This window comes from Maribacter luteus, assembly GCF_009674825.1.
GTDB classification, from domain to species: Bacteria; Bacteroidota; Bacteroidia; order Flavobacteriales; family Flavobacteriaceae; genus Maribacter_A; species Maribacter_A luteus.
Genome location: NZ_WKJH01000024.1, coordinates 190,763 through 208,040 on the forward strand (window position 1 = coordinate 190,763; position 17,278 = coordinate 208,040).

At 37.3% G+C, this 17,278-nt stretch carries 15 protein-coding genes; 5 read left to right on the forward strand and 10 right to left on the reverse strand.

Going from position 1 to position 17,278, the window contains the following annotated elements; translation table 11 throughout:
• Window positions 1-307: 307 nt before the first annotated feature.
• Entirely contained in the window at window positions 308-1,690 is a 1,383-nt protein-coding gene (locus tag GJ691_RS14625) for an alpha-L-fucosidase (protein ID WP_154368176.1), read from the reverse strand.
• Window positions 1,691-1,990: 300 nt separating this feature from the next.
• Between GJ691_RS14625 and GJ691_RS14630 the strand changes: the two genes are divergently transcribed.
• Complete coding sequence (locus tag GJ691_RS14630) at window positions 1,991-2,620, forward strand: RNA polymerase sigma factor (RefSeq protein ID WP_154368178.1); 630 nt, start codon at window positions 1,991-1,993, stop codon at window positions 2,618-2,620.
• A 104-nt stretch (window positions 2,621-2,724) separates the two neighbouring features.
• Here the strand turns inward: GJ691_RS14630 and GJ691_RS14635 are convergent, their stop codons facing one another.
• From GJ691_RS14635 to GJ691_RS14670, 8 genes are all read right to left on the reverse strand, one after another.
• A complete protein-coding gene (locus GJ691_RS14635; protein WP_154368180.1) occupies window positions 2,725-2,895 on the reverse strand; it encodes a hypothetical protein in 171 nt (56 codons plus the stop codon).
• Window positions 2,896-2,903: 8 nt separating this feature from the next.
• The gene (locus GJ691_RS14640) at window positions 2,904-3,062 is read right to left on the reverse strand and encodes a hypothetical protein (protein WP_154368182.1); all 159 of its coding nucleotides are present in this window, start codon (window positions 3,060-3,062) and stop codon (window positions 2,904-2,906) included.
• Window positions 3,063-3,883: 821 nt separating this feature from the next.
• Window positions 3,884-5,071, reverse strand: a complete 1,188-nt coding sequence (locus GJ691_RS14645) for a purple acid phosphatase family protein (protein WP_179955135.1) — start codon at window positions 5,069-5,071, stop codon at window positions 3,884-3,886.
• Between the two features lie 100 nt (window positions 5,072-5,171).
• Window positions 5,172-6,029, reverse strand: coding sequence for an endonuclease/exonuclease/phosphatase family protein (locus tag GJ691_RS14650; RefSeq protein ID WP_179955136.1), 858 nt, complete (start codon window positions 6,027-6,029; stop codon window positions 5,172-5,174).
• 25 nt (window positions 6,030-6,054) lie between these two features.
• Window positions 6,055-7,788: a RagB/SusD family nutrient uptake outer membrane protein gene (locus tag GJ691_RS14655; protein ID WP_154368188.1), complete on the reverse strand. Its 1,734-nt coding sequence runs from the start codon at window positions 7,786-7,788 to the stop codon at window positions 6,055-6,057.
• An 11-nt stretch (window positions 7,789-7,799) separates the two neighbouring features.
• Complete coding sequence (locus tag GJ691_RS14660; protein ID WP_154368190.1) at window positions 7,800-11,297, reverse strand: SusC/RagA family TonB-linked outer membrane protein; 3,498 nt, start codon at window positions 11,295-11,297, stop codon at window positions 7,800-7,802.
• Between the two features lie 74 nt (window positions 11,298-11,371).
• On the reverse strand, window positions 11,372-12,298 hold the full coding sequence (locus tag GJ691_RS14665; protein ID WP_154368192.1) for a FecR family protein: 927 nt from the start codon (window positions 12,296-12,298) through the stop codon (window positions 11,372-11,374).
• A gap of 92 nt (window positions 12,299-12,390) precedes the next feature.
• The gene (locus tag GJ691_RS14670; protein ID WP_154368194.1) at window positions 12,391-12,942 is read right to left on the reverse strand and encodes an RNA polymerase sigma factor; all 552 of its coding nucleotides are present in this window, start codon (window positions 12,940-12,942) and stop codon (window positions 12,391-12,393) included.
• An 888-nt stretch (window positions 12,943-13,830) separates the two neighbouring features.
• Between GJ691_RS14670 and GJ691_RS19760 the strand changes: the two genes are divergently transcribed.
• The 3 genes from GJ691_RS19760 (at window position 13,831) to GJ691_RS14680 (ending at window position 15,242) form a co-directional block, all read left to right on the forward strand.
• On the forward strand, window positions 13,831-13,926 hold the full coding sequence (locus tag GJ691_RS19760) for a hypothetical protein (RefSeq protein ID WP_343033490.1): 96 nt from the start codon (window positions 13,831-13,833) through the stop codon (window positions 13,924-13,926).
• A gap of 222 nt (window positions 13,927-14,148) precedes the next feature.
• Window positions 14,149-14,325 (forward strand): Fe-Mn family superoxide dismutase, encoded by a 177-nt coding sequence (locus GJ691_RS19765; RefSeq protein WP_246200195.1) that lies wholly within the window; start codon window positions 14,149-14,151, stop codon window positions 14,323-14,325.
• Window positions 14,326-14,549: 224 nt separating this feature from the next.
• Complete coding sequence (locus tag GJ691_RS14680) at window positions 14,550-15,242, forward strand: LytR/AlgR family response regulator transcription factor (RefSeq protein ID WP_109650025.1); 693 nt, start codon at window positions 14,550-14,552, stop codon at window positions 15,240-15,242.
• Window positions 15,243-15,460: 218 nt separating this feature from the next.
• On the opposite strand, the gene GJ691_RS14685 is transcribed toward GJ691_RS14680, so the two are convergent.
• On the reverse strand, window positions 15,461-15,667 hold the full coding sequence (locus GJ691_RS14685) for a hypothetical protein (protein WP_154368196.1): 207 nt from the start codon (window positions 15,665-15,667) through the stop codon (window positions 15,461-15,463).
• Window positions 15,668-16,112: 445 nt separating this feature from the next.
• Here GJ691_RS14685 and GJ691_RS19570 point away from each other — a divergent pair, with 445 nt between their 5' ends.
• The gene (locus GJ691_RS19570; protein WP_170117818.1) at window positions 16,113-16,289 is read left to right on the forward strand and encodes a DUF6747 family protein; all 177 of its coding nucleotides are present in this window, start codon (window positions 16,113-16,115) and stop codon (window positions 16,287-16,289) included.
• Window positions 16,290-17,278: the final 989 nt, after the last annotated feature.

Below are 17,278 nucleotides of genomic sequence, written 5' to 3' on the forward strand. Positions count from 1 at the left end.
TGGTTGTTGCTCTAAAATATTTTAAATAAAAAATCATATTTTAAATTCATTAGGAACATTCAACAAATTTTTATTGTTCTAGGATTAATTTATATACCTTAAAATATTGTGTTTTCGGGTTTAAATGAACTTTTCAGAAAAGATAATTCCAAAAGCATGAAAATTAATGTTAAATAGAGAATATGCACGAAAATCCATCACAGCAATTAAGGGAGTACAGCATTAACAATCCGAATACTCCCATTCCCTTTTTCACTCGTACCTATAGTATTATTTAGTAACACACTATTAGGAGTATCCTAAACTATTAAGGTTGGAATTTTAATACCCATACATGTTCACTTTTAGGTCTTCTCTGCAATCCTGCAGGAATTTCAACTATAAAACCTGCTCCATTAAGCTCCCAATTTAAGGGTTTGTCATGTCCTAACAAAAACACCTGACTTCCTTTTTCGGGTTGCATCGACGAAATAGATATCTTGGCTGGCATTTTAGTTTCATCTTCTTTAGGAAGATAAAAGGCATAAACAGCATCAGCTTTTTGAGTAAATACCAGTTTGGTTTCATGATAGGGTGATATTGGTTTTGTTCCATATATAGCTTCGCTATTTATTTGCATCCAGTCACCAATCCCCTTTAACCGTTCATATGCCGTTGAATCAAAATCACCATTGGGCCCAGGTCCAACATTCAACAAAAAGTTTCCCCCTCTCGAAACGATTTTAACCAATAATTGAACCAATTCATAAACCGATTTGTATTCATCCCCTGGTTTATACGACCATGATTTACCCATAGTCATACAGGTTTCCCATGGATAGTCCAACGCTTGATCCGGCACCTGTTGTTCAGGAGTTCTATAGTTTTCGTATTTAGTATAGGTATGGCGAGCCACCATCAGTGCTTGGGGCTGATTCGTATGGATCACTTTTTCAAAACGGGCCCAATCTACCTTTTTATCTTTTGATACATCGCACAGATCGAACCACAACATACCCAATTTTCCATAGTTACTAGTCAATTCATCCAGTTGATTGTAAATAAAGTCATTAAATCCCTGCCATTTTTCTGGGTATTTTTCTGGAGAATAGTTAATGTGGCGGTCAAATGGGGGAAAATAATCCCACCAAAAATCGTTATGATGCCAATCAGAAATAGAATAATATGCACCGGCCATAAAATCCTTAGAACGAAAAGCATCAAATATTTCCTTTGTTACATCAGCTCTTGGGTTTGAACTGAAAGGGGTCTTAGGACTAGTGATCTTATAGTCAGATTCTTGAGTGTCATACATATTGAAACCATCATGATGTTTGGTTGTGAATACCATATATTTCATCCCCGCATATTTAGCTGCTTCCGCCCATTTTTCCGGATTAAAATTTACTGGGTTAAATGTGGTCTGAAGTTTTTCGTATTCCTTGACGTAGTCATAATAGCTTTTTCCTACTGGACGTACTGATGTAAAACTTCTATCTTCTGGGCATAGGGACCACGATTCAACAATACCCCACTGACTATAGGTCCCCCAATGCAGGAAAAGCCCAAATTTCAAGTCTTGCCATTCTCCAAGGGTTTCCATTTTCATTTGCTCCTTCGGATATTGATACGGAGTGCGTTTGTCCTGGGCGTATGCCAAAACCGTAAAAAGCAAAAAGGTCAAAAGCACATTTCTTAATTTAAGATTCATAATTGGTATTAAATAATTTATGTTTATTTCTTTGATTCCAAGATGGATATCACTTATAAAATAACTGATTTCCGGTAGTTTGTAATATTGCGTCTATTAATGGCTTTTCTGTTACTCTGTGAATCGTATATTTTCAAAAGGTTCCAAGTGATATGTTGAAAATCTTAATTATCATATTTTCTATTTTTAGTTATATATTTAAAACTAATACGTTTTAAATTTGAATACCCCTTTATTTCTGATACTTTTTTTTGATATTTGCAAATACTAACCCTCCATGTTAAGAATACCATATTATTTATGAAGAATAATAAAAATCAATTTTTGACCCAAAGATTAGTATCTGGGGATTCCAAAGCCTATGATATTTTAATGGATTCCTATTACCAAAGATTATGTTGTTATGCCCAATCATTATGCAACGACCCTAACCTTGCAGAGGATATAGTGCAAAATGTATTTGTCGCTATTTGGACAAATAGAAAAAATATAAAACCCAATTTCCCTATCAAGAGTTATTTATACAAATCAGTGTATAATGAATTCATCAATCAATACAGAAAAAACAAGCCTGTAATACATTTGGAGAAAAAATATATCGAAGCCATTGATTTAGTTGCCGAAATAGAACAGGATGAAATTGACAGACTCATAAAGTTAATGAACTCCGAAATCGAAAATTTGCCCTCAAAATGTAAAGAAATTTTCTTATTGAACAAAAAAGAAGGTCTTACCCATACAGAAATCTCCGAATATCTTAATATTTCCATAAAAACAGTGGAAGGCCATATTACTCGTGCATTTAAAATTCTGACCGAAAAACTTGGGGCTAAAGCCGAAGCTATATTCTTCTTACTATTTGGTATCAACAAACAAGTGATAAATGACCTTTCCCTTTTAACCAGGAGATTTGAAAATAGATTATATTAACTTTGTTTATGCTTTAGATAGGAAGATATTTCGGTGGGGCAAAATTAATTAAATTTCAAAAAGTGGCTTTGTAAACAACACTTTATACTTTACTCATCGGATAATTATTTCCTACCAACTTCCTTGGCCCAATCCCCTCTGAAAATTATCTTTTGATCGTGGATCTTATAGATGAACTTGCCATATTGGACGGAAATTCCAGCAGAAGCATTTACTACCCAAGAATTATCGGGGATGTTAAAGAAATTCTCAGCTGTATTTATCTTTTGATCCAATTGGTCGGTTATAGAAACCGTTGTTTGTGCCTAACATCCCATCCAAGGTGGGTATTGTTACTTTGTTTTATATCACCCACTAATTCAAAATTACCATTGGTTTCTATTTTTGTTTTAATTCGTCCTATACTTCCTCCATTTAAATCTTTGTCAGGAGTTACCTCCATCGTACTGAAAGCTTAATTTTTCAAAAGGAAAATCCTCTTTTGATAAAATTTTGGTAGATACTTTCTGATAAACTAGCTTTTTAATTCGTTTGTCAAACAACTTAGATGTAATACCTTTGATTCTTCCAAGACTTTAAGGAGAACTTATGGCGGGCAATTTTTAGTTATTGGTTAGTGTTTGAAATCCCCCATAGGTAAAGGGCTCCTTATTAGGGAGCCCTTTTTCTTTAAAACATCCTTCCAAATTTATTGTTCAACATGTATCAATCCTAAGACGATGGTTTCGCGGGTAAATCGCACCTGGATTAATAATGGTTTCAGCTCCTATTTTAAAACCATCCCCTATCAGAGATAGTCCCCTCTCTAAATGGATAGATAAGAACTTTAGGGTTCAGGGCAAATATATGTTTGGTTTAAATAGGAAAAGGCAATTGTTTCATACTAAACGCCAAATTTTTGTTCAATTGGGGAATGATTGAAAAAATGATTTGTTACGCGATTAAAACTCCCCTCCAAAATGGCCATTTAAATGAGTTACTATGCTATACCCAGCACTTACCTAACCGCCATTTACCCATAAATCAAATTCTGCCAGCCTTGAACCAACCTAATGATTACCCAAGGAAATCACCTACCCCTGACAATCCCACTGACTACGCCACAATTACAAAAATACTTACCCTTCATACCCTAAAACACCATGATATATATGAAAATAATATCTGTATCATAGACAAAAAAAGGAGAGAAAATTACTTCCCTCCCTTTTCTCAAAACTAACTCAAACTAACAAAATCCTTAAAAAATGGATTTCTCAAATATCATTTACTACCAAAGAATAAATCAGAAACCAATTTTGAATCCATATCAAATCTTTTTGCGCTAATACCGGACTTATCGATTAATAGGTCCACTCGTGATTCGTGGTCCACTACCATAATAGGAAAATTGTTGCGGCCCTGGCTCCGAGGAATCACTGAATAGGAATGTTTATGTCCACATACCATCAAATCAATATCCACTTTATTTAAAATAGGCATGAATTTTTTCCTAACCTCCAAATCGCCATGCCACTCATTTCCTTCTTTTTTACTAAAAGGAGGAATATGCATGAATACAATCTTTTGCTCCGCATTCTTGAATGCATCAGATGCCACCACCTCAGATAACCATTGAGCCTGATTACTACGGTATAAATCAAAATCTGCCATACCACTATACTCCATATCCGAATCGGGTTTATCCTCTCCAGAATCCAACACAATAAAGAAAGTCGTTCCTGATGAAAATGTATAATAATATTCCTTTTGTGGGAAATTAAAGTACGTACCCAATTCACGTGCTGCGGCTCCCCTTGTTTCATGATTTCCGCGTACAATATAGAGCGGTTTTTCCTTTGCGAATATATCCACACAAGTATCCAACACACTGTATATCGCCTCTTCGCCCGTAGCATTGTTCACAAAATCACCATTCAGCAATACAAAATCCGTTTTGTTCCATTCCACATTATTCAAGAGTAGCCCCACTTTAGGTCCGTTTTCGTGCATATCGCTTAAAACAACACATGATGTTTGCTCCTTTTCCCGATCTAGTGTCGTAAAATAAAGGGGTTGTTTCTTATATACCCGTGTCGCCGCTATTTTACCTAAATCACCCTCTTCTGTCACTGCCTGCGAATAAATGCGATAGGCATATTTTGTTCGTGGTTTAAGGCCATTTATGGTAACCGAATGCCGTTTACCTATATTTTTTAATCCGCCGGTTGCACTAAACACTTTTAACCTTTCTTTTTGGTAAAAATTAGAGCCATCTTCCTCATAATATTCTACCCAGGAAACGCAATCAACGGAAGCGCTCCAATTGACCACCACACTATTGTCCGTTAAATATTGAATAAACGGGCCGTGTGTAATGGCGATATCTTGACCATATGTGAATTTCACAGCGCATACCAATACAACTATTATGTGAAGAAGACTCGATTTCCTGTTTTGCTTTTTTATCATTCTTTGTTTTTTAAGACATTTGTTTTTACTATTTATAACCAGACCTGACCATAAAAAAAGTGCCGCCCATCTCATCATTCAGGGCGGCACTTAAAAAATATTATTGGAAACGTACATCTACCAAAATGGGGAAATGGTCGGAGATATATTTATTTCCCCTTTGACCATCAACGGTATGGTGTTTCAAAATAGTCACATCCCCACTACTGAAGATGTAATCTATTCGCTCCCTTTCCTCATCGGGTTCCAACGCAAACCCGTTAAAGGTGTACGAAGGACCATAAACCTTTTTTGCCCGTGCCTTGCTATCCAAGATCTTTACGTTGGCTTCTTTCTCATCAACAAGTTCGGAATAAGGTGCTGCCGAAGGCGGAAAGTTAAAATCCCCACTGATCAAGAACGGTTCCGCTTTAGCTATCTTTTGAACCATTTTCTTTAAAAGCTTTGCACTTTCCAAGCGAGCGGTCTCCCCTTTATGATCAAAATGGACATTAAAAAAGTAAAACTCCTTTCCTTTACCCAAATGTTTCAACTTTACCCATGTTACAATACGAGGCAAAGCGGCGTCCCAGCCTTTTGAATTCACCTTTGTTGGTGTTTCCGACAACCAAAACGTACCATTATCCAATAGGTCGAAGGTTGTTTTCTTATAAAAAACAGGGCAAAATTCGCCTTCATCTCCCCCATTCCTGCCTATGCCCACATGATCATATTCAGGTAACCTTGTTACCATATCATCCAACTGACTTTTTATAACTTCCTGTGCACCAAAAACATCCACATCAAAAAAACCGATGCTGCTGCAAAGCCAGTCGCGCCTATTCTCCCATATGTTGATACCGTCATTCGGACTGGCATATCGAATGTTAAAGGTCATTGCTTTTATGTCGGAAGAATCCTGTGCAAATGTGTTCTGAGAACCCACTATAAAAAACAAGATAAAAAGTCTATAAATCATCTTTTTTTCCATTTTATTATTCGAATTATTCCCAACCTGGGTTTTGGGTTAAATTTGGATTCAATTGTAATTCTACCCTAGGAATTGGATATAGATAATCCCTTTCTTCATTAAAAGATCTGACATTGAAATCTGGTTGGGGATTGATCAGGTTTTTTTCGTCAAAATAGATATCAGAACCAATTTTGATATATTGAACACCTGTCATTTGTCCGGAAGGCTCATCCCCTTCAAATAAAACCACATCAACGTTTCCATCTGAATCCATATCATATTCACCAGTTCCCGGAAAATACAATCCTCTCAAAGGTTGGGTCAATGTTTGTCCGGATTTCCATCGAACAATATCATTCCACCTATGGTTTTCCATATAAAGTTCGATCCTACGCTCTCTTCTAATCTCAAGAATTACACCTTTATTTGTGCCTTCGACCGTAGGATATTGATCTTCCAAAAATGGATCTGGATCACTATTGGCATCGTTTAGGCTCAAGGCAGGCATGCCTACCCTCTCACGTAACAATTGTATGGAGGCGTCCAAATCGGATTGATCCAATGTTCCCAATTCCGCCTTGGCTTCCGCATAGTTCAACAAAACTTCGCCGAACCTTAATAGAGGTAAATCACCTATAGACTCATCATAGGTATCATAAACCGGTTCGGTCACATATTTTGTTAATTGATAACCCGTCATTGTTGCACCTAGATTAGGAACCAACTCCATACTTTCTCCCTTTCTTGTGTAACCGGGAGTTCTTATGGTCTGTGCTAACCGGGGATCCCTCCCCTGAACCTCTTCAGTAAAAAACAGCTCATCATATCCGGCATTATCGGTAAACCTCGACCCATCGTCCATCAAATAACTGTTCACCAAATCCTTGGGCATTCCCGGTCTCCCATAGGAAGACGTGGTGGTGTAGTAATTTACATTGTGGTCCACGGCCACTGTTTGTGTAAACTGCCTACTTAAAATAACCTCGGCGATCTGTGCATCGTGTGAATTGAACAGGTTCATGTAATCCGCTTCGATACTTCCCGTACTATAAACGGAATAAGGAGAGTCCTCCATCAAATCCAAGGAAGCCTCCATAGCGACATTGAGGTATACTTCATAACCCGTAATACCCCGATACTTCTCATAGGTTCCCTCATAAAGGCCCACCCTAGACTTTAGCGCAAGAGCACTGTACTTCGTAATGCGATACGCCTGAACCTCTTCGTTCAAATTACTTACCGCCTTGTCCAAATCTTCCAAGATCTTGTTTGCTATGAACTGCCTACTTTCTCTCGGAGCTTGAAGACTTTCTAAGTCATCTGCCTCAATAGTACCTTCATAGTAAGGAACTTCGCCAAACCTTTTCAGTTTTTCGAAATAAAAATAAGCCCTGAAAAAATAGGCTACCCCACTGTAGTGTAATTTAGCGGCTTCATCTTCACATTTCTCATAATTTTCAAGAAAGTAATTAATATCCCTAAGGTATTCCCAATCCCATCCACCTCCAGTGGTCGGTATGGTTCTGGCACCACGCATTTCTTCACTCAACGTAGTTGCAACTATATTATCAGCCGTTTCGTCACCGTCATATATAGAGGTACTGGGAAACATTCTATAGAATCCGTTGGTATAGAGTAGTAAATCACTGGATTTTAAGAAGAAATTCTCAGGAGTCACATCTGAAAGTGGTTCCTTGTCTAAAAACTCATCACTACATCCCGACAATAATAGGATACAGATCAATAATAAATAATTAAATTTCATAATGCGTGTTTTTAAAATTGTATTGAAATACCCATTGAATAAATCTTTGAAAAAGGCACTGTTTGTGCCGTACTCCTATTTGCGGAAGTAGAAGGTGAATTAAGGTTCACTGAGTTACCAGCGGCTTCCGGATCAATATAATCAGTCAGCTTGGTAAATGTCAACAGATTCTCACCACTGAAATAAACCCTCAGCTTGTTGAAAGGTAAGCGGTCTATTATCTTGGAAGGAAGTGTATACCCCAAGGTTATGTTCTTCATTCTGAGGTAAGATATATCCTGTAAATATCTATTGTTAACGGCACCAAGGGCATCACTTTCGGAAAGAGCTATATACCCGAACATCCTAGGGAAGTATGCATCCGTGTTTTCAGGAGTCCAAATATCATTGGCCAAATCTTTTCGTATGAACGAATCATAAGGTCGGTTGTACATGGCCCAAAACAATCTTGAGTCACGATCTGGATACCAATCCTGTTTTCCAACCCCTTGAAAAAAGGCGGATATATCAAAACCTTTATAATCCGCATTTATCTTAAAGCTATACAGGTATTGTGGTGCTGTATTCCCTATAATCCTGCGGTCACCCGAATTATCCAATGTATTTTCCCCTTCATCGATTACCCCGTCATTATTCAAGTCCATATACTTGACATCCCCAGGTTGGAGTCCTCCTGCAGCAACAATTCTATTGGAGACCCTTGTCTGGTCCGCATGTGCCGCAACTTCGTCCGCTGTTTGAAAAAGGCCATCAATGTGATATCCCCATAACTCACCAATGGTCATACCTTCATAATAATCCAATAAACTATTGGTAGGGTTATCAAACTTCGTAATCTTGGTTTTTGAGTTGGATAAGGAACCAACAATTGAAAAATTGAACGTATCGTTACCCAATTCAAAAGAATCATTATACCCTAAAGACCATTCGAAACCTCTAGTCTGTAGATCTGCTGCGTTTTCCTGGGGAGAAGCTGCCCCCAATACACTTGGCAAAGTGGCTCCTTGAGTAAGCATGCCTTCCGTATCCCTTTGAAACCAATCAAAATTAGTCGTCAACCTATTTTGAAAAAAAGAAAGGTCAATTCCTAGGTTTAAGGTTTTTACCTCTTCCCAAGTAATTTCATTTGGATTCAAGCTTGGTGACTCAATATAATCCAAGGTGCCCCCGTCGATAGCGTAACCGGTATCAATATCCTTGTTCAAGGTAGGTATATAGGCATAATCATCAATGTTCTGATTTCCTAAAGACCCGTAAGAAGCCCTCAATTTAAATTGATTTATTGTATTGCTTTCTTTTAGGAATTCTTCGTTGGAAACAATCCATCCTGCAGAAACAGATGGGAAAAAGCCCCATCGATAATCAGATGGAAACCTTGAAGAACCATCGTATCGCCCATTAAGCTCCAATAGATATTTCTTTTTGTAATCATAAGAAAGTCTATAGAAAAGACCTTGTAATCCCCAAGCTGAAGCACTACCATTGGCTTCTGCATTGGAAGTAGCCAAGCCTAATGAATTTAGGTCGTCCGATATACTGTTCAGTTTACTCGCCTCAATATTCTTAACATCATAAGACTCCTGATTGAAACCTACCATAGCACTTATAAAATGATCTGATAGCTGTTTTCGATACTCCCCATACACGTTAAAAGCATTGTAACTTGATTGGCTGTTGTATTCGGTCAACCTATCGCTTCCCATAATACCGACTTCATCAGTAAATATCGAATACGGTATTCTCGTAGATCTTTGATATCTATTGTACGTCATTTTTCGCAGGGCATAACTTGTTGTTATTTCCATACCCTCAAAAGGCGTAATGATGGCTGTTGCGATATTCGAAAACTCTTGATTATCAGTTTCCTGTTTTGATTTACCATGCAGAAGTGCGGCATAAATCCCATCCCCTACCGTATAGTTATTCAATTCGGTCCTCCAAAGGGCATTACCATCCGGATTGACCGGTACATAAGCCGGTAAGGCATGTACCCATATCAAGCTGCTCCAAGGATTCGAATAATTACCGTATTGACTACCCCCATGTTGTATATCATTAGAGCGATTGTACTGCATATTATTACTAAAGGTCAACCAATCTTTTGCATCAACCTCCAATTTCCCCCTAAGGTTATATTGCTTGAAAATATCATCCTGTACTTTTAGTATTCCAGTAGATTGATAGTTTCTGTATGAGAAAAAGGTCCTCACTTTTTCCGATCCTCCAGAGAGTGAAACATTCGTAATATTGGATGGTGAATTTTTCCTGAAGAACGTATTCCACCAATCGGTTGCCCCATAATGTACGTATTGCTCCCTACCGTTGCGTATATCGGTTATAACCCTTGCCTTTGATGGATCTTGGGAAACCTCAAGAAGTGCAGCGTAATCTTGTTCGGTATACCCCGTATACGATCTTCCTACGGCCGTCCTAAAGGCTTCGTCGACCAACATTGTGGACTTATAGGGGTCCGTTAAGAAATCCGTATTCATCGTGGGCGAACTAAAGGCCGTCGTATGATTCACATTAATCGTAAAGTCTCCTTTCTTGGCTTTTTTAGTAGTTACCAATACCACCCCAAACGCTCCTCTGGCTCCATAAACCGCAGATGCCCCAGCATCCTTTAAAACACTTATGGCCTCAATATCATCTGGATTCAAGTTGTTGATATCCCCTTCAACCCCATCTACCATGACCAATGGCGAACCACCGTTTATTGTGGTAAATCCACGAATGTTAATCCTTGGTGCGTCTCCTGGTTTTCCACTGGTCTGAACAATATTAAGCCCAGGACTCGCTCCTTGCAACGCATTTGCGGCATTGGATAATGGTCGATTTTCAATAGTTGCGATATCTACCTTGTTGACGGCGTCGATTAGTTTCTCCTTACTTTTCTTTCCATAACCAACTACAACAACCTCATCCAAAGTATTGGAACCCGATTTTAATTCAATGACGATATTTGAACCTACTGTTTCCGTAATCTCCTGCATTTCAAAACCTATGTAGGTTATCTGGATTGTTGCCGAAGCACCAGAGATTTTAAGGGAAAAATTGCCGTCAAAATCAGTAGTGGTACCATTATTGGTTCCTTTTTCCATAATAGTGGCTCCTGGCAATGGATTCCCATCACTATCAACTACCAACCCTTCAATAGTGCCTTGCTGTTCTGCACTTCCTGTTTTAGGGCTTTCTGCAACCAATACATGGTTTTTATCGATTCTATAAATGAAATTGGCCTTTTTTGATAAACTTTCCAGTACTTTTTCCAATGTACTATTTTCTTGGACAACTGAATATTTTATTTCATTCTTCAGTACAAATTGACCATAACTAAATTCATAATCGGTTTTTTGTTCCAACTCGGAAAAAATCTGAACAAGCCTAGCATCTTTAAGTTTAATACTTATATTTGGCTCATTTGAACTGCCGGAAGCATAGACCCCTATAAAGCATAGGAATGCCAATATTGACAGTTTAGGTTTAAAATAATTAAAATCTATTTTCATATTAAGTGTTGTTTATATTTTGACATTCGACGCTTATAATTGAGGGGTCTGTAGCAGCAGACCCTTCTCCGTTTCTATTGGTTTTTAAAATTGGCTTCTATTTCATTGGTTTGGATTTTGGTTAGTTTTAATTCACTGATATAATTGATCGTATTCAATATGTCCTCCAAAGATTCTTCTTGGGCAATGGTCAAGGTCATTTGAACATTTTTTGTCCTTTCCTTTATAAACGTGATATTCACACCAAATCTAGATTCTAAATATTTGGCTAAATCAACCATTCTAACTTCATTAAACTCAGCCTTATTCTTATACCAGGATGTGTACAGATTGTGATCTATTTCGGTAGTTTTAAAAGATTTTGACATTGAGCTGTATTCAACCCTCTGGTTAGGTTTTAATTTTACGGCATTGACACCATTGGAAACTTGAACGAGACCTGTAGCTACCGTAACATCAATAACAGAATCGGTTTCCTTTATATTAAAACTAGTTCCCAAAACCTTTGTACTTATTGATCCTGTCGTAATGATGAAAGGCTTTTGTTCATCCCTTGCTATTTCAAAAAAGGCTTCACCATCCAACTCTGCAAGTCGTACTCCCTTATGATTATTGTCAAAACGTAATGAACTGTTTGCGTTGAGCGTAATTAGGCTTCCGTCTTCAAGTTTGGTGGTTTTAAAGGTTTCGGAATTGTTCGTAATCACTATGGCATTCGAAATATCCATATTGTAAAAAAATGTTCCTATACCTATTAGGATTACTATCGAGGCCGCTATCCTCATCCATGTTCCTGTAGAAACTTTTTTGTTTATATGACCTTCAATGTTACCAAAGACTTCTTCTTCGATCCTTTTCTTATTGTCATCGTTTTTAAAAACACTTGCTGTTGAATGTGAAATTGCGAAGTCTTGGAAATCATTTAGTATTTTTTCCTCTTTCGGCGAAGTTTTTCCTTGCAGATATTTATCTAGAAGCTCTTTGAATTGTTTTTCGGTCATGTCTAATGTTCTAATACTATATACCAGAACATCACCGTCACACGTAAAAAAAATTGATTATTTTAAAAAAAGGGAAACATAGGGTTTGGCACCTATATGGTAAGTTCCCGCTTTATACGGACTATAGCATTGGAAATATGGGTTTCCACGGTCCTTTGGGAGATATTCAACATCTTCGAAATTTCAGCGTTTGCCAAACCTTCTTTTCTACTTAGGAGAAATACCTGATTGCATTTTTTCGGAAGCTTTTCCACGGCTTTATGGATCTTGGACTCTGTTTCCTTAACATATATTTTTTCCAAAGTCCCATCAGCATCAGAAGTACTCAATCCTTCCAAAAATTCCTCTGGAACGATATTCATCTTTGTATCCCTCAAAACTTTGAAAACCTTAAATCTTGTTGCCTTAATGATGTAAGCTTCTATGTTCTGATTAAGAATCTTATTTCTTCTTTCCCAGAGATCTATCCAAATCTCTTGGACAATATCCTTAGAAACAGCTTCGTCATGTAGCATACTAAAAGCCAACACATACATACATTCCCAAAGCCTACCATATAGGATTCGGAGAGCCAATTGATCGGAATTCTTAATTCTCTCCATCAAATCGAAGGAAGAAATACGGTTAATCTTATGTTCCTGCATGGACACAAATAAATCAAATATTTAAGTCAGGAACATTAACTAAAAGTAAAGCTTAGATTAAAGAACTGTCTCATGATGAAGGGGTATTATAATGAAAAATCCTTTTATCATAATGAATGCCCGACACCATAAATAAGGTCTTACATAAACAGTTCCAAATAAAAAATGGGTAACCGAAATTGGCTCAAAACAAGGTTTGTTTTTTTATGTTGGCTGTGTGAAATTTTGAACTATTCTAAGATGGAATCCTAAGATTCGGATTCCAGATAAAGTCCTAAAAAACATTAATCCTTTAAATAATTCTGTTAGTTATACAAAACATATAAATTTGAAAATGTTCTAATAATCAGCGTATACGCTACCGAATACGATTTTATGTAAAAAAGTTTGAAAAGGACCTGAAATAAGAGTTTGACTTATCAATAATCATGCGGTCTTTCCAAGAACCTCCCATTCTTGTTCTCCTTTTGTAGTTTGGTTGATTGACGTTTTATGGAATCGAAAAAAAAGAGTCTCCTTAAATCCAAACCTACATTATAATAGTTTAGTTCGCTTTAAAACCCGTCAGAAAGAATATTCAGTTTTTATGATCCGTTCAGCACGTTGCCTTTCATCATATTCCAGGCAAAGAGCTTCACTAAATAAGTCTTGGACCTAATCCCCTTTTTGGCTTTCCACTTCACTACCCCTCCCCCCTTTGCCGGGAAGTAATACTTCGCCCCCTAGCCAAAACGTGGAATCAAGTCCATTTGTAATCGGGAAGTCTAAGGAAGTTTTAATGGAGAAAGCAAACACCCATTAAAATTCATTTGTGTTTAAATAAAAATGATGATCATTACGTAGCTAATACCATATTTACCATATAACAATAATTCCTTAAGCCCTTTCATTACCGAAAAGACATTTGATAACCATTACGAAAAACACCATGAAGCCGATGTAAACAATCTGACAGGTTCAGTAAAGTGTACGCCAATAGAATAGAGCCGTATCGAAATCATTATTTAGAAAGGGCTTATTGACAATAATTATGCGTTATACAACAATACTGCCCAAAATTCCAATCACAGTTTCTTCTTGCATTGTCTTTCGCCTGAGGTAGAAAGAAATTGGAGAATTGACAACACGTGATTTTGGCTGATATCATCAATTCAAAGAACAGTTTCCATTTCAGTCGTTAAGTTGTTCGGCTATGGATGGGCTTGATTGCCCCTGGATGAATACAAAAATCTTGAAATTATTCCAATCGAAGATTCCCATACCCCACTTACGGAAATCAAAAAACCAATTCTCACTCCTGATTTGAGGGAACACTACTATATTATTGACTATCGAAAAGCCCGACCAAAAATCGAAGAAGGTTTCTGCGAAATTATACTGTGAATTTGCAAACAAAAATATGAAATAAAAATAAGTGATATCTGTATAAACCCCATCGTAAGATATTGGCCAAGGATAACCGTCCCCATATAATAATCTTAGCCAAATATTAAAACCTTTATTATTTCCATCTACACAACATTTAATCCCCTATTCACATCTTTTATTGCGGTGAAAAATGATGTTCATATACCTTGCTGATGATTTAACCCCAAAGATTACCACGAATGAAATTGAGAAGTATAATTGTAGACGATTCATACATACAGCGGATGGCCGTGGCCAAATTAGTTGACAACCACCCAAACCTGGAAATGGTAGCGGAGTACAGCAATGCTATTGAGGCAAAGAACGGGATAAACAACAATGATATCGACCTTATTTTCTTGGATGTGGAAATGCCGATCATCAATGGTTTTGATCTTTTAGAATCCTTGGTGAACCCGCCACAGGTAATCTTGATTACCGGCAAACCGGATTATGCACTTCGGGCCTTTGATTATGACGTAACGGATTACCTGCACAAACCGATTACCCTCACCCGTTTCAATAATGCCGTAAAAAGGGCAATGGCCAATTATGGGAAGATGCACAAGGTTGACGGGGATGCTGAATATATCTTCGTGAAAAGTAATTTGAAAAAGCGTAAGGTTGTCCTGAACAATATAAAATGGGTCGAGGCGCTAGGGGATTATGTCAAACTGGTAACGGATGAGGCCAATATCGTAATACTCTCTACCATGAAATCCTTTGAACAACAGTTGCCAGAGGATAAATTCCTGAGAATCCACAAATCCTATATTGTAAATCTGGAAAAGGTCGAAAAGTTCAATAGTAAAAAAGTTGAAGTTGCTGGAAGACTGATACCATTGAGCCGAAACAAAAAAACGGAATTGATGGAGGCACTTAATGGCGTTTAGGTATTTCTCGAGTGTTTACAATGAAGTGACCATGCCAATACAATTTGTCGTTTTAGCCATGGCATGATTTGATGGGGTCTTCTGTAGGATATTCTATAAGTGCTGATTTATGGAATAAAAACAGACGGGAATCCATCCAATAAAAACGTTGGCTTTATCCCAAAAATAGGATGGAGTTTCCGGATGGGCATGAAAAGAAATGATAAGCAAAGGTTTAATCAACATTGCAGCCTTACCCTTTTGGGAAAACCCAATTTCAACGATTTTTTGTTACTATTGTTCGTTTTAGGGAAGAATACTTCCCCGAAAAGGTTTCTGTATTCCCTAGGAAGTATTCGCTTGGTGCTTCCCATCGGAAGGTTCTTGAACTTTTTTGACATTTCGTTATCTAACATAGGTTCATCCAGACTTAAATCGGCATTCATCCGATCATGCTTGCTGTTTTCCTCCTCGAATTCCTTCTACCGTTTCATGTAGGCCACTATACCACCTTATTTCTTGTGCCATTGGTAAATAGAACCCTCGTCGATTCCCAGTTCACATGCAATTTCGGACACTCCATGTCCCTATTCAATTTCTTTGAGGATATTAATGCTCTGGCACTCGCTAAACGTACTTTTATTTGGGAGTTAAAATCTAAAATAAATTCGAATTCCATACTGTCCGATGTATCGGAAGAGGGACAGGATATCCTAGAAAATTACTTTTGGACCTATAAGATCAAATTACATCTCCCTGATTATTGTAGGGCTTCACGTACTTTCCTTAACCCAAATGTTGTTCGGTCCCAATTCCCCCCCCTTTTGACGAAAAAATCATTCGCTATTTCAATAACCACACAACCTTTGTAACAAAACAAACCCCTGTTATATGAAAACAATTTTACTTTTTAAAGTTATCTATTTAGAGACATTCAAGAACATTCAAAATTACGTCGTAAGGCACTATCTCAAAGCTTTTACCTGGTTTACCTTGGCCATGTTCGCCATGGTGCTCTATGTCTTTTTATACAGACTATTTACAGACTTCCAATTCTCTAACCTTTAAACATGTATAGAGAAGGACGGGATGGGAAAGTGTTGATTATTTCCGGCGCCTTATTTCTTGGCGCTATACTCCTATTGGTCATTATCATGACCTTTGGAATATAAAGGAATTCCTTTATTAATCAGTCAGTGCTACACTTAAATGCAAAAACACCATAATTGTACATATAGTCGTCGATGGTTACCCATTACCCCTTTAAAAATGATAGGATCTTATTAAAGGATTTAATTGGTCACCCCAGTAATATGTGATAAATTTGACGAGATATCAAGCATCAATATTACTACAGAAATATTTCCCATAAAGAATTTTAATAATTTGATTTTAATACCTGATTATATTTTACAAGTATCAACTAAAGGTATGACCTGATTCACTTAATGGAGTAGTAATTCCTTTATTATAACAATAAATTTATGGTAGCTTTTTTTTAGTTAATGGTTAGTGTTTAAATGCTCCATAATTTAAGGGCTCCATTTTATGGAGCCCTTTTTTCAATAATTACAATTCAACTTGTTCCATATGTGTCAATCTAGGGACAATGGTTATCCTTGGTAAAATCGAATCTGGATTAAAATTGTATTCAACTCCTATTTTAGGACCATCCCCAATCAGGGATGGTCTCCTCCTAGATTATAATAATTTGGTTTGCTTTAAAAGCCGCCAGGAAGAACAATCCGTTTTCATGATCCGTTAAGCACGTTCCCTTTCATCATATTCCAGGCAAAGAGCTTCACTAAAAAAGTCTTGGACACAATCCCCAATTTCAGCTGTCCATTTCGTTGACCCTTCCCGATACTCTGGGAAGGAACACTTCATTACCGAGACAAAATTGTGAATTAAGTCCGCTTTTCATCGGAATGTCATCACTTCGATTTTCCTAACCGAATTTTCGGCGAAGTCTTCTTGAGCCATCACTCGAAAATTCTTAAAAACCGAACCGCTGCCTTACACATTTTAAGGGGTTTATAATGGATAAAGCCACTATT